This window comes from Streptomyces durocortorensis (assembly GCF_031760065.1).
Lineage (GTDB): Bacteria > Actinomycetota > Actinomycetes > Streptomycetales > Streptomycetaceae > Streptomyces.
In genome coordinates this window covers 665,041-681,806 of the sequence record NZ_CP134500.1, presented here as the reverse complement: position 1 = coordinate 681,806, position 16,766 = coordinate 665,041, and the positions used below count along the sequence as shown (strand labels likewise).

18 protein-coding genes are annotated in these 16,766 nt (G+C 72.8%); 6 read left to right on the top strand and 12 right to left on the bottom strand.

All coding sequences use genetic code 11. The features are described 5' to 3' along the window. Positions 1–186 precede the first annotated feature (186 nt). Positions 187–1,344: an ROK family transcriptional regulator gene (locus RI138_RS02855; RefSeq protein WP_311118634.1), complete on the bottom strand. Its 1,158-nt coding sequence runs from the start codon at positions 1,342–1,344 to the stop codon at positions 187–189. Positions 1,345–1,524: 180 nt separating this feature from the next. Here RI138_RS02855 and RI138_RS02850 point away from each other — a divergent pair, with 180 nt between their 5' ends. Continuing rightward, complete coding sequence (locus RI138_RS02850; RefSeq protein ID WP_311118633.1) at positions 1,525–1,962, top strand: hypothetical protein; 438 nt, start codon at positions 1,525–1,527, stop codon at positions 1,960–1,962. A 70-nt stretch (positions 1,963–2,032) separates the two neighbouring features. Here the strand turns inward: RI138_RS02850 and mug are convergent, their stop codons facing one another. The 6 genes from mug to RI138_RS02820 form a co-directional block, all read right to left on the bottom strand. Further along, positions 2,033–2,572: a G/U mismatch-specific DNA glycosylase gene (gene mug, locus RI138_RS02845; protein WP_311118632.1), complete on the bottom strand. Its 540-nt coding sequence runs from the start codon at positions 2,570–2,572 to the stop codon at positions 2,033–2,035. Positions 2,573–2,591: 19 nt separating this feature from the next. Continuing rightward, on the bottom strand, positions 2,592–4,025 hold the full coding sequence (purB, locus tag RI138_RS02840) for an adenylosuccinate lyase (protein ID WP_096631352.1): 1,434 nt from the start codon (positions 4,023–4,025) through the stop codon (positions 2,592–2,594). Between the two features lie 178 nt (positions 4,026–4,203). Beyond that, a complete protein-coding gene (locus RI138_RS02835; RefSeq protein ID WP_311118631.1) occupies positions 4,204–5,043 on the bottom strand; it encodes an SGNH/GDSL hydrolase family protein in 840 nt (279 codons plus the stop codon). Between the two features lie 12 nt (positions 5,044–5,055). Continuing rightward, positions 5,056–6,075, bottom strand: coding sequence for a hemolysin family protein (locus tag RI138_RS02830; protein ID WP_096631348.1), 1,020 nt, complete (start codon positions 6,073–6,075; stop codon positions 5,056–5,058). Further along, complete coding sequence (locus tag RI138_RS02825; RefSeq protein ID WP_096631346.1) at positions 6,072–7,409, bottom strand: hemolysin family protein; 1,338 nt, start codon at positions 7,407–7,409, stop codon at positions 6,072–6,074. Before RI138_RS02825 ends, RI138_RS02830 begins: the two co-directional genes overlap by 4 nt. A 142-nt stretch (positions 7,410–7,551) precedes the next feature. Next, a complete protein-coding gene (locus RI138_RS02820) occupies positions 7,552–7,986 on the bottom strand; it encodes a GNAT family N-acetyltransferase (protein WP_311118630.1) in 435 nt (144 codons plus the stop codon). A gap of 378 nt (positions 7,987–8,364) precedes the next feature. On the opposite strand from RI138_RS02820, the gene RI138_RS02810 reads away from it, so the two are divergent. Beyond that, positions 8,365–8,592: an antitoxin gene (locus RI138_RS02810; RefSeq protein ID WP_096631343.1), complete on the top strand. Its 228-nt coding sequence runs from the start codon at positions 8,365–8,367 to the stop codon at positions 8,590–8,592. Beyond that, positions 8,589–8,960 (top strand): fic family toxin-antitoxin system, toxin component, encoded by a 372-nt coding sequence (locus tag RI138_RS02805; protein WP_096631341.1) that lies wholly within the window; start codon positions 8,589–8,591, stop codon positions 8,958–8,960. Before RI138_RS02810 ends, RI138_RS02805 begins: the two co-directional genes overlap by 4 nt. Positions 8,961–8,992: 32 nt before the next feature. Here the strand turns inward: RI138_RS02805 and RI138_RS02800 are convergent, their stop codons facing one another. From RI138_RS02800 to bioB, 4 genes are all read right to left on the bottom strand, one after another. After that, positions 8,993–9,670: a class I SAM-dependent methyltransferase gene (locus tag RI138_RS02800; protein WP_096631340.1), complete on the bottom strand. Its 678-nt coding sequence runs from the start codon at positions 9,668–9,670 to the stop codon at positions 8,993–8,995. A gap of 113 nt (positions 9,671–9,783) precedes the next feature. Next, entirely contained in the window at positions 9,784–10,479 is a 696-nt protein-coding gene (bioD, locus tag RI138_RS02795; RefSeq protein ID WP_311118629.1) for a dethiobiotin synthase, read from the bottom strand. A gap of 1 nt (position 10,480) precedes the next feature. Further along, complete coding sequence (locus tag RI138_RS02790; RefSeq protein WP_311118628.1) at positions 10,481–11,824, bottom strand: adenosylmethionine--8-amino-7-oxononanoate transaminase; 1,344 nt, start codon at positions 11,822–11,824, stop codon at positions 10,481–10,483. Continuing rightward, a complete protein-coding gene (bioB, locus tag RI138_RS02785; RefSeq protein ID WP_311118627.1) occupies positions 11,817–13,091 on the bottom strand; it encodes a biotin synthase BioB in 1,275 nt (424 codons plus the stop codon). Before bioB ends, RI138_RS02790 begins: the two co-directional genes overlap by 8 nt. 159 nt (positions 13,092–13,250) lie before the next feature. Between bioB and RI138_RS02780 the strand changes: the two genes are divergently transcribed. Beyond that, positions 13,251–14,411: an 8-amino-7-oxononanoate synthase gene (locus tag RI138_RS02780; RefSeq protein WP_311118626.1), complete on the top strand. Its 1,161-nt coding sequence runs from the start codon at positions 13,251–13,253 to the stop codon at positions 14,409–14,411. A gap of 181 nt (positions 14,412–14,592) precedes the next feature. After that, positions 14,593–15,033 carry an ATP-binding protein gene (locus tag RI138_RS02775; protein ID WP_096626731.1) on the top strand — a complete coding sequence of 147 codons (441 nt, stop codon included), beginning with the start codon at positions 14,593–14,595 and terminating at the stop codon, positions 15,031–15,033. A 42-nt stretch (positions 15,034–15,075) separates the two neighbouring features. On the opposite strand, the gene RI138_RS02770 is transcribed toward RI138_RS02775, so the two are convergent. Beyond that, positions 15,076–16,002, bottom strand: coding sequence for a LysR family transcriptional regulator (locus tag RI138_RS02770; RefSeq protein WP_311118625.1), 927 nt, complete (start codon positions 16,000–16,002; stop codon positions 15,076–15,078). 73 nt (positions 16,003–16,075) lie between these two features. Here RI138_RS02770 and RI138_RS02765 point away from each other — a divergent pair, with 73 nt between their 5' ends. After that, positions 16,076–16,723 (top strand): LysE family translocator, encoded by a 648-nt coding sequence (locus RI138_RS02765; RefSeq protein WP_311118624.1) that lies wholly within the window; start codon positions 16,076–16,078, stop codon positions 16,721–16,723. Positions 16,724–16,766: the final 43 nt, after the last annotated feature.

Below are 16,766 nucleotides of genomic sequence, written 5' to 3'. Positions count from 1 at the left end.
GTGCAGGCCGCCTGACGCACCAGCCCCATGACGCCCGGCCCACCAGGTCACGACAGCCCGCTGCCGCGCCCGCTGCCTCCGGATGCCCCCCACCCTTCCGGAATCAGCGGGCTGCGCCGTACACGCCCCGGGCACGACACCGGCGAAGGCCCGGCCGGAGCGCCCCCACGCGTCCCCGTCCCGCGCTCAGCGGCGGCCCGTAGCCGCGCCCTCCACGGCGAAGAGCTGCTCCTCGACGTGGTCCAGGGCGATCCGGAGCGCGCCCGTCGCGACCACGGCCTCGCCGAGCAGCGACAGAGTCACCCGTGGCGGACGCAGGCAGTAGCGGGCCAGCTCCTCGCGCAGGGGGTCCAGCACCCCGTCCAGCCCGGCCGCCCAGCCTCCGACCACGACCAGCTCCGGATCGAGCGCCAGCACCAGCGCCGCCACATCGTGCACCAGCCGCTGAAGGAACCTTTCGACGGCCGCCTGAGCTCCCGCATCGCCCTCCCGGGCCTTGGCGAACACCACCGCCACCGCCCGCTCGTCCAGCGGGTCCAGCGGTGTGTCCGTCGTGGACAGCAGATGCTCCGGCGTCACCTCCCTGCCCAGCAGGTGCAGAGCGCCGATCTCCCCGGCCGCCCCGCCGAACCCCCGGTGCAACCGCCCGCCGATCAGGGACCCCGCTCCGGGGCTCAGCCCCGCCAGTACGAAGACGATGTCGTCGGACTCGGTAGCCGCACCCTTCCAATGCTCGGCGACCGCGGCGGCGTTGGCGTCGTTCTCCACGAGAACGGGGCAGCGGAACGAACGGCGCAGCCGATCCCCGAGCGCGAGGCCCGTCCAGTCCGGCAACGCCGTACCCAGCCGCACGGTCCCGTCGGCCTCCACGATCCCGGGGCTGCCCACACCGACCGCACGCAGGCTGTTCCGGGCCACGCCGGTCCGCCGCAGCACATCCGCGACAACCGCCCTGACCTGGTCGAGGCGGTCGTCGGCGGAGGCGGTTTCCGACACCGAGCGGGAGCTCGCGCCGATGACCCGCCCGTCGAGCCCCGAGATCAGCACCGAAACCCGGTGCGGCCCGATCTCGATACCGAGGAGATGGCCCGCCTCGGTGCGGAAGCGGAACCTCCGCGCGGGCCGCCCCTGGCGCCGGGCCTCGCTCTCGTCGGGCAGTGCCTCGGCCACGAGACCGACCTCGATCAGCCCCTCGACGACTCCTTCGACCGTCGGCCGGGACAGACCCGTGCTCCGCGTCAGGTCCGTCAGCGTCGGTGCACCGGCCCCCCGCAGGGCGTGCAGCACCACCGCGGAATTGATCCGCCGCAGCAGCGACGGGTCTCCACCGGTCAGCCGGCTCACGGTGTGTCCTTCCAGCTCGTGCGCATGTTCTGCCGGATCGTACTCGCTGGCCGCAGGCCCTGCGAACAGGACGGAAGGCCGGTACCGAGCCGCAACCCGCGTCACCCGGGAGCGACGCATCCGGACCGGCACCCGGGGGCAGGTTAAGTGATTGTCAGTGCGAAGCGGTTTACTGACGCCATGACGACCGCACACCATCTCCGCCTCATCGACGGGATGTGCACCCGGGAGTTCCCCGCGGAGCGCACCCCGTCGGTCTCGGGAGTCAGCGGACCCGGCTACCACACGGTATTCCTGCACACCGATGAGGAACCCTGGGGCGATGAGGAGTCCGTTCGTGCGGAGCACCGGGCGCAGTGCCTGGCCGAGCACGACGCACTGCTCACCCTGCTGGCATCACGGTGGGGCGAACCGCAGTTGGTGAGTGTGTGGAGTGCGCAGGAGCGGATGACGGCGGGCGAGGTGATCCCCGAGCCCTGGGTGGAGCCGGTCGCCGGGTGCGACTATCTGCGGCTCTGGAGGAACGCCGGCCGGTGGGTCGCGGTGGGGCTGGTGCTGGAGGAGGGCGGCCCCGGCTGCGAGCTGACGGTCCTGGTGACCGTGATCGATCCTCCCTGACGCGCCCCGCCACCGCACCCTGGTCCGAGTCCGAGTCCCGGGGCCCGACGCGCCCGGGGCCGCTCGGCTGCTACGAGGTTCGCTCGGCCTCGTGGAGGCGGGCGTACTCCTCGGCCATGGTCTGAACCGTCCAGTGGGCGTTGAGACCGCTGGGGTTGGGGAGGACCCACACCCGGGCGCCGCCGACGGTGCGGTCCTGGGGGCCGATGCGGGCTCGCGGTTCCCTGAAGGCTGTGCGGTAGGCGGTGATGCCGACGACGGCGAGCCACGCCGGTTCGAGGCGCTCGACCTTCTTCGCCAGGGCCGCCCCGCCCTCCCGGAACTCCTCCGCGCCGAGCTCGTCGGCCCGGGCGGTGGCTCTCGCGACCACGTTGGTGATCCCGAGCCCGAGGCCCAGGAGTTCGGACTGCTCGGACGGCAGCAGTTGTCGGGGCGTGAAGCCCGAGCGGTGGAGGACCGGCCAGAACCGGTTGCCGGGGTGGGCGAAGTGATGGCCCGTCGCCGCGGTCATGAGGCTCGGGTTGATGCCGCAGAACAGCAGGCGCAGACCGCCCGCGACCACATCGGGCACGATGCGGTCGCGGGCGGCGCGGAGTTCCTCGGGGGTCATACGGTTCGGGCGGTCCCGGTCAGAGGATCGAGCCGGGGGTGTAGGCCGCGGCCTCGGGGTGCTGCTTGGCGATCTCCTCGATGCGGGACACCAGCGCCGTCACCTGGTCGCCCGCCGCACCCGTGAACGAGAGCTTGTCGGCCATCAGGGCGTCCAGCTCGGCACGGTCCAGCGGGATGCGCTCGTCGGCGGCGAGCTTGTCGAGCAGTTCGTTGCGCTCGGCGCCCTGCTCGCGCATCGCGAGGGCGGAGGCGACCGCGTTCTCCTTGATCGCCTCGTGGGCCACCTCGCGGCCCACTCCGGCCCGCACAGCGCCCATGAGGACCTTGGTGGTCGCCAGGAACGGGAGGTAGCGGTCCAGCTCGCGCGCCACGACCGCGGGGAACGCACCGAACTCGTCCAGCACCGTGAGGAAGGTCTCCAGCAGACCGTCGAAGGCGAAGAAGGCGTCCGGGAGGGCCACCCGGCGGACCACGGAACAGGACACATCGCCCTCGTTCCACTGGTCGCCCGCCAGCTCGCCCGTCATCGAGGCATAGCCGCGCAGGATCACCATCAGACCGTTCACCCGCTCGCAGGAGCGCGTGTTCATCTTGTGTGGCATCGCGGACGAGCCGACCTGCCCGGGCTTGAAGCCCTCGGTCACCAGCTCGTGGCCCGCCATCAGCCGGATGGTCTTCGCCACCGACGAAGGCGCCGCGGCGAGCTGCACCAGAGCGGTCACCACGTCGTAGTCGAGGGAACGGGGGTAGACCTGGCCGACCGAGGTGAAGGCCTCGGCGAAGCCGAGGTGCCCGGCGACGCGCCGCTCCAGGTCGGCGAGCTTGTCCGCGTCACCGCCCAGCAGGTCCAGCATGTCCTGCGCCGTGCCGACCGGGCCCTTGATCCCGCGCAGCGGGTAGCGGGAGAGCAGGTCCTCCAGCCGGCCGTAGGCCACCAGCAGCTCGTCGGCCGCGGTCGCGAAACGCTTGCCGAGCGTCGTCGCCTGGGCTGCGACGTTGTGCGAGCGACCGGCGATGACGAGCTCGCGGTACTCCGCGGAGAGCTTGCCGAGCCGGGCCAGCACCGCCACGGTGCGGTCGCGCATCAGCTCCAGCGAGAGGCGGATCTGCAGCTGCTCGACGTTCTCCGTCAGGTCCCGGGAGGTCATGCCCTTGTGGACCTGCTCATGACCCGCGAGAGCGTTGAACTCCTCGATCCGGGCCTTCACGTCGTGCCGGGTGATCTTCTCGCGCTCGGCGATCGACGCCAGGTCGACCTGGTCGAGCACACGCTCGTAATCGGCCAGCGCGGCATCCGGCACCTCGATCCCGAGGTCCTTCTGAGCGCGCAGCACCGCCAGCCACAGCTGACGCTCCAGCTTCACCTTCTGCTCGGGGGACCAGAGGACGGCCAGCTCCGTGGAGGCGTAGCGGCCGGCCAGGACATTGGGGATGCGAGGCTTCGCAGACACAGCAGTCACGTAAACGGATTCTACTGGTGGTTTGTGCAGGCCAGCGCCGCGGTCCGGTTTGTGGCTTGCTACGAAAGCCCGCCCCGGAGACCCGCCCGAAAGCCTCCCCCGGAGCCTGCCCCGAAGACCCGCCCGAACGCCTGCCCGAACGTCCGCCCCGACGGCGCGGCCCGGAGGGTCAGGCGGAGTCGGCCCGGCGCCATCCCGTCACCGGGCCGGGGTTCTCCGCGTTCGCGGGGGTGACCCAGAAGGCGGTGCCCGTGGCCGCGTCGAACTGGGCGCCCGACCGGCCGTCACCGGAGGACCGGCCGGTGAGCCGCCGTCCGATCCAGGGGGCCAGATGCCGGCGGGTGAAGCGGATGTCCTCGGTGCGCCGGGCCGCCCAGCGCGGCGGCGCGGTCGCGGGGGCCGGGGCCCGCCAGTCGAGCTCGGCCGGCAGCCCCAGCGTCTGCCACACGGCCTCGGCTACCCGCCGGTGGCCGTCGGCGGTGAGGTGCAGCCGGTCCACGTCCCACGCACGGGGGTCGCTGAGCGAGGGTGCGCCGTAGAGGTCGACCACCGAGGCGCCGTGCCGGTCGGCCAGGCCGTCGATCAGGGCGAACAGCTCCTCCATACGGGGACGGAAACGCTCCAGCACGGGCCCGTTGCGCCCGGGGCTGCGCATCAGCACCAGGTGTTTGCAGGACGGGGCCAGGCGCTCGACGGCTTCCTCCAGCAGTCCCTTGACCCTGCCCATGTCGCACTTCGGCCGCAGTGTGTCGTTGAGCCCGCCCACGAGCGTGACGACATCCCCCTGGAGCGCGGTCGCCGCCTTCACCTGCTCGTCCACGATCTGGCCGATGAGCTTGCCGCGTACGGCGAGGTTGGCGTACCGGAACCCCGGGGACCGGACGGCCAGCCGGGAGGCGAGCACATCGGCCCAGCCCCGGTAGGTGCCGTCCGGCAGCAGGTCGGACATGCCCTCGGTGAACGAGTCGCCGACCGCGACGAGACTGGTGTAGGAGGCATTCAGTTCCATGGCCCGGCGATCCTAGCGCGACTGCGCTCTGCCGACGAGTTCGCGGAGCACATCCTCCATCGTGACCAGGCCGGCCAGCCGGCCGTCCTCGTCCAGGACGACCGCCAGGTGGGTCCGGCTGCGCCGCAGCGCGGTGAGCACGTCGTCCAGCGGGGTCGCGGCCCGGACCCGGGCGATCGGCCGCAGCGCCGTCACCGGGAAGGGCACGTCGCGAGGCGTGGCGTCCAGGGCGTCCTTCACATGGAGGTAGCCGAGGATGCGCTGCTCGCTGCCCATCACGGGGAAGCGGGAGAACCCGGACTCGGAGGAGAGCCGCTCCAGCTCCTCCGGAGTGGTGCCGACCCTGGCGTAGAGCACCCGGTCGACCGGCATGACCACATCGCGTACCGGTCGGCGGCCCAGTTCGAGCGCGTGGTGCAGCCGCTGGGCCGAACGGTCGTCGACCAGCCCGGCGTTCCCCGCGTCCTGCACCATCCGGGCCAGCTCGTCGTCCGAGAACGTCGCCGAGACCTCGTCCTTCGTCTCCACCCGCAGGAGCTTGAGCAGGGCGTTGGCGAAGGCGTTGACCGTGAAGATCACCGGGCGCAGGGCGCGGGCCATCGCGACCAGCGGCGGGCCGAGCAGCAGAGCGCTGCGGGCGGGTTCGGCCAGCGCGATGTTCTTCGGCACCATCTCGCCGAGCAGCATGTGCAGATAGGTCGCCACGCTCAGCGCGATGACGAACGACAGCGGGTGGACGAGACCGTGCGGCACGCCCACCGCGTCGAAGAGCGGTTCCAGCAGATGGGCGATGGCGGGCTCGGCCACGATGCCCAGCACCAGGGTGCTGAGCGTGATCCCGAGCTGCGCCGCGGCCAGCAGCGCGGAGACGTGCTCCAGGCCCCAGATGACGCTGCGGGCCCTGCGGTTGCCGGCTTCGGCCTCCGGCTCGATCTGGCTGCGGCGTACGGAGATCAGGGCGAACTCGGCGCCCACGAAGAAGGCGTTGACCACCACCATCAGCACACCGATGAAGAGCTGAAGCGCGATCACCGTGCACCCTCCGTCCGGCTCTCGGACCCGGGCAGGGGCGCGTGCAGCAGGGCCCGTGCGGCCCGGCGGCCCGAGGCGTCCACCACGTCGATCCGCCACCCCGCCAGTTCCAGCGTGTCGTCCACCGTGGGAATCCGTCCGAGCTCGGCTGCGATCAGCCCGGCCAGGGTCTCGTAGGGCCCGTCCGGCACCCGCAGTCCGATCGTGCGGAGCTGATCGGTGCGGGCGGCTCCGTCGGCCGACCACAGTGTGCGGCCGTCGGCGTCCTCCCCGGCGGCCGCGAGGTCGGGCGTCTCGTGCGGATCGTGTTCGTCGCGGACCTCGCCGACGACCTCCTCCACGATGTCCTCCAGCGTCGCGACGCCCGCCGTCCCGCCGTATTCGTCGATCACCACGGCCATGGCGAGCTTTCCGGACAGCCGGTCCAGCAGCCGGTCCACGGTCAGCGTCTCCGGTACGAGCAGGGGTTCACGCAGCAGCTCCGATACGCGGGTGCGGGGCCGCTCGTCGGCGGGGATCGCCAGGACGTCCTTGATGAGGGCCACGCCGACCACGGTGTCCAGGCTGCCCCGGTAGACGGGGAAGCGGGAAAGGCCGGTGGCCCGGGTGGCGTTGGCCACGTCCTCGGCCGTGGCGTGCAGGTCCAGCGCGGTGACCTGGACCCGCGGTGTCATCACGTTCTCCGCCGTCAGCTCGGACAGGTTCAGGGTGCGGACGAAGAGCTCGGCGGTGTCCGCCTCCAGCGCCCCCTGCTTCGCGGAGTGCCGGGCCAGGGCGACGAGCTCCTGCGGGCTGCGGGCCGAGGCCAGTTCCTCGGTTGGCTCCAGGCCGGCGCGGCGCACGATGCGGTTGGCCGTGTTGTTGAGGTGGCTGATGAAGGGCCGGAACACGGCGGTGAACGCCCGTTGCGGTGTGGCCACCGCCTTGGCCACGGCCAGCGGCGAGGAGATCGCCCAGTTCTTCGGGACCAGCTCGCCGATGACCATCAGCACCACCGTGGACAGCGCGGTGCCGATGACGAGCGCCAGTGTGGACGCGGCCGCCGGAGGCAGCCCCGCGGCCTCGACCGGACCGCGGATGAGCTTCGCGATCGACGGTTCGGCGAGCATGCCGATCACCAGATTGGTGACGGTGATGCCGAGCTGGGCGCCCGAGAGCTGAAAGGTCAGAGTGCGGACGGCCTTCAGCGCGCTCGCCGCACCCCGGTCACCCCGCTCGACAGCCCGTTCGAGCTCGCTCCGCTCCACCGTGGTCAGGGAGAACTCCGCCGCGACGAAGGCACCGCAGGCGACACAGAGCAGCAGAGCGACGAACAGCAGAAGCACTTCGGTCATCGGCTCACCTCCGTCCCATGATCAGGCAGAGACCGGCGGATCGCGCGGCGTCGGCGTGATGGGAGTGATCGTCCGGGGCGAGGCGAGGGCGTCCGTCCGCGCGTGCGGCGTGGCGTGGACCGCGCGCGGGAGGGCCCTCGTGTCAGCCCGACAGGTGCTTCACCCAGCGGCTCCACTGCGGCTCGGGCCCGTAGCCCCCGGCGCGCCAGGCGTGGTGGGCCGAGGCGTTGCGGTCGAGCACCATGGCGTCGGCGCGCCGACCCCCCAGAGCGGTGAACCGTTCCTCCGCCGCTGCGAGAAGGGCGCTGCCGACGCCCCTGCGGCGCCGGCCGGGGTGGACCGCGAGCCGGTAGAGATGGCAGCGCCAGCCGTCGAAGCCCGCGATCACCGTGCCCACCAGCACCCCGTCCACCTCGGCGAGGATCAGCGCGTCCGCATCCCGTGCCACCAGGCGGGCGACCCCGTCGCTGTCGTCACTGATGCTGGTGCCCTCGGCCGCCGTCTTCCAGAACGCGAGGACCTCGTCCAGGTCGGCCGCGGTCGCGGACCGTATCGAAAGATCGTTCATGGCGGTCATCCCACCATTGGCCGCGTCCCGGCGTCGATCGGATTCCACGATGCGGCCGACCCGCGCCCGCCTCCCGCTCCCGTCGGCCGCCCCACGGCTCCTCGGCTTCCCGCCGGCTCGGGCGTGTCCGGATGGTCCGGGACCAGGATCACGTCGTAACCGAGCTGCTCCGCCCGCCGGCAGCGCGCTCGTCACCGGCCCCCGTCGGTGCGGGCATCAGATTGACGCCGAAGCGGAACGCCCTGGTCATGGAACTCCTCCGGGGTGAGGTGTGTGCGCGGGCCATCCACCCCGCCAAGAAGGGGCACCGCTGTCCGGCGAACGGGCCCCTTCGCCCCGCGGCCCTTCCCCTTGCCGGTGCTAGCGCGACCGCGCTAGCGTGGTCGCGTGCCCAAGACTCAGCTGAACGTTCGAGTGGAAGAGGCCACCGCCGAGGCCGCGCGACAGCGCGCGCTGCAAAGGGGGATGAGTGTGAACCGCTACATAGAAGAACTCGTCCAGCAGGACACGGGCGAGGTGGGACACACCTTCGTCGAGGCCGCCGCCGACTTCATGAAGCAGTACGAAGCGGTGTTCGCCGAGGAGTTCGGCCCGGAGCGCGAAGGCACCCGTTGAACCTGCGGATCGACCTTTCCTGGCTGCTCATGGTGGCCGAGCACAAGACGCCCGGAGACCCTCAGGTCGTGGACTGGGGCGCCCTCGTCGCCGCCGTGGCGCGGCACGAGGCGGAGATCTTCGGCAGCCCCGTCTACAGCGACCCGCATGTGCGGGCGGCCGCCCTGCTGCAACTCCTGCTGCATGTGCCCGCCCTCGAACACTCCAACGCGATGTTCGCCTCGGCCGTCGCGTACGGCTATCTCATCGCCTCCGGGCTCAAGGTCGTCACCTCGCCCGAGCAGGTCCGCGATCTGGCGCTGCTGGTGAAGCAGGGCAAGGCGGACGTGCGGGCCATCGCGGAGGAGCTGCGCCAGTGGAGCGCATGAGCCTGTGACGGCGGTATGGGGTACGGGACCGGTCACTCCGGCGTGAACGGCTTGCGCGCCACGCCCAGGACGCAGGGGGAGGAGGGGACCTGGAGGCCCTTCTCCGGAATCCGCAGCCTGCGGAACGCCCCCAGCTCGAACCCCGCCTCCTCGATCGCGGCCAGCGGGTCCCGGGCCGTGTGACAGCCGCCGAAGAGCAGGGGCCACACGGTGCGGTCCGCGGCGCGCTGGGCCGTCGCCAGCGCCCGGCCCGGCGCCAGACCGTGCTCGAAGAACCGCAGTTCGCCTCCGGGGCGCAGCACCCGCTTGATCTCGCGGAGTGCCCGGGGCAGGTCCCGTACGGTGCACAGGACCAGCGACGCCACGGCCGCGTCGAAACCCTCGCTCTTCACCGGAAGCGCCTCCGCCGCACCCGGCACCACATCCACCGGCACCTCGGCGCGCAGCGCGGCGCGGACGGCGAGCTGCCGCAGCGAACGCTCCGGCTCCAGCGCCACGACCTCCGACACCGCGCCCGGGTAGTGGGCGAAGTTCAGCCCGTTCCCCGCACCGATCTCGATGACCCGGCCGGAGAGCCCCGCCAGCAGCTCCTCGCGGTACGCGGCGACTCCGCCCTTCAGATCGGCGGTCACGCTCATCCGTGCGTAGAAGCGGGCGAACACCGGGTGGTGCACGGCATCCCTGGGGAGCTTCCTGCTGCGCAGCTGCATGACGGACCTCCGGATGGAGTGGACGTACGGCTCCCCAAGGATTCTTCCCCGTAATGCCTCCGTCTAAGGGATGACGGGACGGCCCTTAGCCCCCGGAGGACCCGCGGGAAGCCTCAGTGCCGGGCCGGGGCCCAGCTCCCGCCGAGCTCCGGAGCCAGCCAGCGCGACGCCCGCGCGGCGAACTCGGCTCCCGGCAGCGCGCCCGCGCCGGCCGGTACCGCGCCCAGCAGCGGCGCACCGGCCGCCAACGGCAGGTCCTCGACATTGCACCGGGAGGCCAGGTCCGGCTGCTCGGGCATGCTGCCGATCACCACGCCCCGGCAGCTCAGCCCCCGGCTCCGCAGGGCCTCCGCGGTCAGGGCGGTGGCGTTCAGCGTGCCCAGCCCCGCGGGCGCCACGACCAGCACCGGGGCGGACAGCGACCGGGCCGCGTCCGCGAGGGTGCCGCCCTCGTCGTCGAACCGTACGAGCAGCCCGCCCGCGCCCTCCACCAGCACCAGATCGTGCTCGGTGGCCAGCTTCTCCGCCGCCTCGGCGACCTCGTACGGCCGCACGGGTGCCAGCCCCGCCCGCCGGGCCGCCGTGGCCGGGGCCAAGGGCTCGGGGAACCGGGCCAGTTCGACCGCGGTCACATGACTGCCCGCCAGCCGCGCCACCTCGGCCGCGTCGCCCGGCTCCCCGGGCGCGAGCCCGGTCTGGGCGGGCTTGAGCACCGCGACCCGGCGGCCCCGCGCGGCGGCCGCCACGGCGGCGGTCACCACGGTCTTGCCGATCTCCGTGCCCGTACCGGACACCACGAGGATGGTCACGTCAGCCCTCCCGCGCCGCGGCGCACACGGCCCGGCAGATCCGTTGTACGTCCTCGTCGCCCGTGACGTAGGGCGGCATCGTGTAGACGAGGTCGCGGAACGGCCGCAGCCACACCCCCTCGCGCACGGCCGCCCGGGTCGCCGCCGCCATGTCCGCCTCGTGGTCGAGTTGGACGACCCCGATCGCCCCCAGGACGCGTACGTCCACGACTCCGGGGATGTCCGACGCGGGCGCCAGACCGGAGCGCAGCGCCGCGCCGATCCGCGCCACCTCGCTCTCCCAGTCCTGCCCGAGCAGCAGGTCCACCGAGGCCGAGGCGATCGACGCGGCCAGCGGATTGCCCATGAAGGTCGGGCCGTGTGCCAGCACCGGGACCTCGCCGCGCGAGATGCCCTCGGCCACCCGGGAGGTGCACAGCGTCGCTGCCATCGTCAGATAGCCGCCGGTCAGCGCCTTGCCGACGCACATGACATCCGGGGAGACCCCGGCGTGTCCGGCGGCGAACAGCCGGCCCGTCCGCCCGAACCCGGTCGCGATCTCGTCGAACACCAGCAGGACGTCCAGCTCGTCGCACGCCTCCCGCAGCACCCGCAGATACGCGGGGGAGTGGAACCGCATCCCGCCGGCCCCCTGCACCACGGGTTCCACGATCACCGCGGCCAGTTCGTCGGCGTGATCCGCGATCAGCTCCCGCAGATGGGCCACGTAGGCGGGGTCCGGCTCCGCGTCGAAGCCGTCCGGCGGGGCGTCGGCGAAGACCTGCCGGGGCAGCGACCCCGACCACAGCTCGTGCATCCCGCCCTCCGGGTCGCACACCGACATCGGCTGCCAGGTGTCGCCGTGGTAGCCGCCGCGCCAGGTCAGCAGCCGCCTCTTCGCCGGGCGCCCGGCCGAACGCCAGTACTGGAGGCACATCTTGACGGCGACCTCGACCGATACGGACCCCGAGTCGGCGAGGAAGACGTGCTGGAGCGGCTCGGGGGTGATCTCCACCAGCCGGGTGGCCAGCCGGACGGCGGGCTCATGGGTGAGCCCGCCGAACATCACATGGCTCATCCGGTCCAGCTGGCCGCGCGCGGCCTCGTTGAGGACGGGATGGTTGTAGCCGTGCACCGCCGACCACCAGGACGACATGCCGTCCACCAACTCGCGCTGCCCCTCGACGGGTTCGGCGAGCCGGAGCCGTACCCCGGAGGCCGACTCCACGATCAGCGGCTCCTGGCGGCCCGGCATCGGACCGTACGGGTGCCAGACGTGCGCGCGGTCCAGCGCCCGCAGCTCATCGGGGGCATACGGCTTCGGTGCGGCGGACAGGGGGAGCGCGGAGGCGTGCGGCTCAAGCATTGGGGGCGAGATCCGTCCCCGCACCGCGCCGTCGCACGGCCACCAGGTCCGTCCGCGCCGCGCCGCCCGCGTCCGTACGCGTGACCGGTACCTCGGCCGGCACTGGCTCGCCCTCGGCGGCCGCGACGGGAGCCGCCGCCTCGGAACCGTGACCGCCGCAGGGGCCGCAGCCGCCGCCACCGTGCGAACCGCACCCGGCGGACTCCTGCGTTCCGCAGCCCGGGGCCTCCGCCGGCGTACCGCAACCGCCGACCGGCGTGTCCGCGCGGTGACGGGGCAGGGTCGTGGTGCCCGCGCCCTCCACCTCGAACCCGGCGTCCGCGATCATGTCCAGGTCGGTCTGACCGGCCTGGCCCTCGCTGGTCAGATAGTCGCCCAGGAAGATCGAGTTGACCAGGTGCAGGGCCAGCGGCTGCATCGAGCGCAGATGCACCTCACGGCCGCCCGCCAGCCGGACCTCGACATCGGGGCAGACGAACCGGACCATCGCCAGAATGCGCAGGCAGCGCTGCGGGGTGAGGTTCCACTCCTTGGCGAGCGGGGTTCCCTCGAACGGGATCAGGAAGTTCACCGGCACCGAGTCCGGGTCCAGCGCGCGCAGCGCGAACACCACGTCGACCAGGTCCTTGTCGCTCTCGCCCATCCCCGCGATCAGCCCGGAACAGGCGGAGAGCCCGGCGGCCTGGGCCTGCTGCACGGTCTCCACCCGGTCGGCGTAGGTGTGGGTGGTGGTGATCGCCCCGTACGTCTCCTCGGACGTGTTGAGGTTGTGGTTGTACGCGTCGGCGCCCGCCGAACGCAGCCGGTCGGCCTGTCCGTCGGAGAGCAGACCGAGACAGGCGCAGACCTCGATGCCTTCGTTCTGGTCCTTGATGGCCTCGATGGTCTTGGTGACCCGGTCCACGTCCCGGTCGGTGGGGCCGCGGCCGCTCGCCACCAGACAGACCCGCTTGGCTCCCCCCGCGACCCCGGCGGCCGCGGCCTTGGACGCCTCGTCCGGCTTGAGCCAGGTGTACTTGAGGATCCCGGCCTTCGAACCGAGCCGCTGCGAGCAGTAGGAGCAGTCCTCGGGACAGAGCCCCGACTTCAGATTGACCAGATAGTTCAGCTTGACGCGTCGCCCGAACCACTGACGGCGCACCTTCCCGGCGGCGGCCACCACATCGAGCAGCTCGTCGTCGGAGGTCGCCAGTACGGCGAGCGCTTCTTCGCGGGTCGGCAGTTCGCGCCGCAGCCCCTTGTCCACCAGCGTGTTCAGCAGGTCCATGGAAGATGATCCTGGCTTACGGCACCGCCTCCAGCCAAGGAGGAACCAGACAGGAGAGCCCGGCGAGGGTGTGTGTATTGCCACACCCTGACCTGCTGCGCACCCGGTTAGGGTCTGTTGGCTGCCTACAAAGGGCCCGCCTACTCCTAGGGACCTCCCATGCCCTTCGCCCCGTTCGACTGGATCGACGACGAGGCCCGCCGCCGGGCCGACGCCGGACTCGTACGGACCCTGCGTCCACGCGGTGCCGAGCCGGAGCTGCTGGACCTCGCGAGCAACGACTACCTCGGCCTGACCCGGCACCCGGAGGTCACCGCCGCCGCGGCCGGTGCCGCCCGCCGCTGGGGCGCGGGCGCGACGGGGTCCCGGCTGGTGACCGGCTCCACCGAGCTGCACGCCGAACTCGAACGGGAGCTCGCCGCCTTCTGCGGTTTCGAGGCCGCCCTCGTGCTCTCCTCCGGGTATGCCGCCAACCTCGCCGCGCTGACCGCGCTGTCCGGGCGCGGCTCGCTCATCGTGTCCGACGCGGGCAACCACGCTTCCATCGTGGACGGCTGCCGCCTCTCCCGTGCCGAGACCGCCGTCGCCCCGCACGCCGACCCGGACGCCGTCGCCAAGACGCTCCGCGGGCACGAGGGCCGGGCGCTCGTCGTCACCGACTCGGTCTTCTCCGTCGACGGCGACGCCGCCCCGCTGCCCGGACTCGCCGACGTGTGCCGCTCCGCGAACGCCGCCCTGATCGTGGATGACGCCCACGGCCTCGGCGTCCTCGGCGAAGGCGGCCGAGGCGCGCTCGCCGCCGTGGACCTGGCGGGCGATGAGGGAGTCGTCGCCACGCTCACCCTCTCCAAGTCCCTGGGCAGCCAGGGCGGCGCGGTCCTCGGACCGGCCCGGGTCGTGGAGCACCTGGTCAACACCGCCCGGACGTTCATCTTCGACACCGGCCTCGCACCGGCGGCGGCGGGCGGCGCGCTCGGCGCCCTCGGGGTGCTGCGCCGGGAGCCCGACCGCGCGGCCAGCGCCAGGGGCGTCGCGACGGCCCTGCACGCGAGGCTCACCGCCGCAGGGCTGACCGCCGCCCGCCCCGACGCGGCCGTCGTCTCCGTACGGGCGCCGTCGGCGGACGCGGCGGTGCGCTGGGCGGCCGACTGCCGCACGGCCGGAATCGCCGTGGGCTGCTTCCGCCCGCCGTCGGTCCCGGACGGCATCTCCCGGCTGCGGCTCACCGCCCGGGCCGACCTGACGGAGGAGCAGATCACAGCCGCGGTGGCCACGATCGCCGCCACCGCTCCCCAGGAGGCCTTCGCCCCGGTCGGCTGACCCGCGCAGCGCCGCGGTGCCCGGCCACGCCGTACGGGTCCCGAATTCACCGCTTCGAGCGACAGATATCTGCATATCCTGGCCGAACACCGTTACAGAGAGCTTCATCAGTGGCAATCTGGCGCGAAGCACAATCCCGGGCGGCCACGGCCGACCGGGGCGGGAAAGGGACGGCGTCGCCATGGCAGACCATCAGGAAGCAACCGTCACTCTGCCGAGCGATCCGGCCTCGGTCTCCTCGGCCCGCAGATATGTCGCCAGCACCCTCGCCGACTGGGGTCTGCCCGATGACACCGAGTTCGCCGACACCGTCCGGCTGATCATCTCGGAGCTGGCGACCAACGCCGTCCAGCACACGTTCGGCCAGTCGCCCACCTTCACCGTGGACCTGCGCCTCGAACGCGACGAGGAACTGCGCCTCGGCGTGACGGACAGTCACCCCCGCTGGCCCCAGCGGCTGCCCGCCGCCGTACGGCAGGACAACGGCCGCGGCATGGTCATCATCCGGGCGCTGGCCAAGGAGTGCGGTGGCCGCCTCCAGGTCACCCCGACCGCCGAGGGCGGAAAGACGGTCCTGGTCGCGCTGCCGTGGGCGGTCCAGGTCCAAGGCCTCGCGGGCTGAGCACGTCGGTCGTACGGGGGCGGGGACGCGGGCGGGCGGCGGTCAGCCCGCCCCTGACCCGCCGCTTCCGCGCCCGAACCCGCCCCGCAGCAGGGCGAGCAGCGTCGCGGCGGCGGCCGTCGCCCGCTTGCCGTGGTGTACGACCGAAATGGTCCGGCGGAACGACGCGGGCTCCAGCCGCCGCACCGACAGCGGGGCCGACGACATCGACGCGACCATCTCCGGCACCACCGCCACGCCGAGCCCCGCGCTGACCAGCGCGCACACCAGGGCGTACCCGGGGGACTCGCAGACCACCGCCGGGGTCGCGCCGGCCTCGGCGAGCGCGTTCTCCACCCCGCGCCGAGGCGGATGCGTGGGCGCGCTGCTGATCAACGGCCGCCCGGCCAGCTCGGTGACCGCGAGCCGCCCGGTGCCCTCGGCGAGCCGGTGGCCGACCGAGGTCACCAGGACCAGCTCCTCGACCAGCAGGGGCTCGACGACGATCCCCACCGGCGGCGGGCCCGAGCCCGACGGCTCGTAGGTGTGGGTCAGGGCGAGATCGACGTCACCCGCGACCACCGCGGCGATCCCGCCGGGCGGTTCGTAGTCCGTGACGGCCAGCTCGACATCCGGATGGGCCCGCCGGAACGCGCTCAGAACCGGCGGCAGCAGATGGACCCCGGCCGTCGTGAACGTCCCCACCCGCAGCCTGCCCCCGGAGAGCCCGGCCAGCTGCGCCAGCTCGTGGCGCGCCTGGTCCAGCTCGTCCAGCACCCGCCGGGCCCGTACCGCCAGCAGCTCGCCCGCCGCCGTCAGCCGCGCCCCGCGATGGTGGCGCACCAGCAGCGCCGCCCCCGCCTCCCGCTCCAGCTTGGCCAGCTGCTGGGAGAGCGCGGGCGCGGTGTAGCCCAGGCGGGCGGCCGCCTTCGTGATCGATCCGGCCTCCGCGACCGCGACGAGCGCCGCGAGCCGTGTCGCGTCGTACATGAAGCGTTCCTTTAGGCAGACCCAGAAGATTGCAAGTACACGCTAAAGGCTCAGGCGGTCCAGGCTGGACCTCATGGACGCACAGCTGATCGCCTTCACGGGGGTCGCCGCCGGGATGGTCGCGCTGCCCGGTGCCGACTTCACCGTCGTCGTACGCAACGCACTGGCCTCGCGCACCGCCGGACTGGCCACCGCCCTCGGCGTCGCCGGCGGGCTTCTGGTGCACACCGCGCTCGCGGTCGCCGGGCTCGCCGCGGTGCTGGTGACGATGCCCGTGCTCTTCCGCACCGTCCAACTGCTCGGCGGCGCGTATGTCCTCCACCTCGGGCTCGGCGCCCTGTACGCGTTCCACCGCCGACGCCGCGAGGACCCCGGCGCAACGCCGGACGACGCGCCCGGCCGGGCCGCGCCAAGGGAGTCCGGGCGGGCGCTGCGCCAGGGCTTCCTGACCAACGCCCTCAACCCGAAGGCCCCGGTCCTCTTCCTCAGCCTGCTGCCGCAGTTCGTCCCGCACGGGCAGCCGCCGATGCCCAGGACCCTGCTGCTGGCGGCCGTCGTGGTGGCGCTGGCGCTGATCTGGTTCCCGGCCGTGGCGCTGCTCGTGGACCGGCTGGGCCGGTGGCTGCGCCGACCGCGTACCGCCCGCGCTATCGAGGGCGGCAGCGGTGTGGCGCTCACCGGTCTGGGGCTCGTGCTGGTGACCGGCCCGCTCCTGCGCTGAGGAGAGCGTCGCTCCCGCACGGAAAGAGAGCGTCCGGTCGACG

What these genes read in the sequence shown, in the direction of transcription:
- RI138_RS02770 (WP_311118625.1), bottom strand. Translation starts at nt 16,002, where the DNA reads ATGTACGACGCGACACGGCTCGCGGCGCTCGTCGCGGTCGCGGAGGCC.
- RI138_RS02850 (WP_311118633.1), top strand. Translation starts at nt 1,525, where the DNA reads ATGACGACCGCACACCATCTCCGCCTCATCGACGGGATGTGCACCCGG.
- bioB (WP_311118627.1), bottom strand. Translation starts at nt 13,091, where the DNA reads ATGGACCTGCTGAACACGCTGGTGGACAAGGGGCTGCGGCGCGAACTG.
- RI138_RS02790 (WP_311118628.1), bottom strand. Translation starts at nt 11,824, where the DNA reads ATGCTTGAGCCGCACGCCTCCGCGCTCCCCCTGTCCGCCGCACCGAAG.
- RI138_RS02765 (WP_311118624.1), top strand. Translation starts at nt 16,076, where the DNA reads ATGGACGCACAGCTGATCGCCTTCACGGGGGTCGCCGCCGGGATGGTC.
- RI138_RS02820 (WP_311118630.1), bottom strand. Translation starts at nt 7,986, where the DNA reads ATGACCGCCATGAACGATCTTTCGATACGGTCCGCGACCGCGGCCGAC.
- RI138_RS02835 (WP_311118631.1), bottom strand. Translation starts at nt 5,043, where the DNA reads ATGGAACTGAATGCCTCCTACACCAGTCTCGTCGCGGTCGGCGACTCG.
- RI138_RS02775 (WP_096626731.1), top strand. Translation starts at nt 14,593, where the DNA reads ATGGCAGACCATCAGGAAGCAACCGTCACTCTGCCGAGCGATCCGGCC.
- RI138_RS02780 (WP_311118626.1), top strand. Translation starts at nt 13,251, where the DNA reads ATGCCCTTCGCCCCGTTCGACTGGATCGACGACGAGGCCCGCCGCCGG.
- RI138_RS02800 (WP_096631340.1), bottom strand. Translation starts at nt 9,670, where the DNA reads ATGCAGCTGCGCAGCAGGAAGCTCCCCAGGGATGCCGTGCACCACCCG.
- RI138_RS02825 (WP_096631346.1), bottom strand. Translation starts at nt 7,409, where the DNA reads ATGACCGAAGTGCTTCTGCTGTTCGTCGCTCTGCTGCTCTGTGTCGCC.
- mug (WP_311118632.1), bottom strand. Translation starts at nt 2,572, where the DNA reads ATGACCCCCGAGGAACTCCGCGCCGCCCGCGACCGCATCGTGCCCGAT.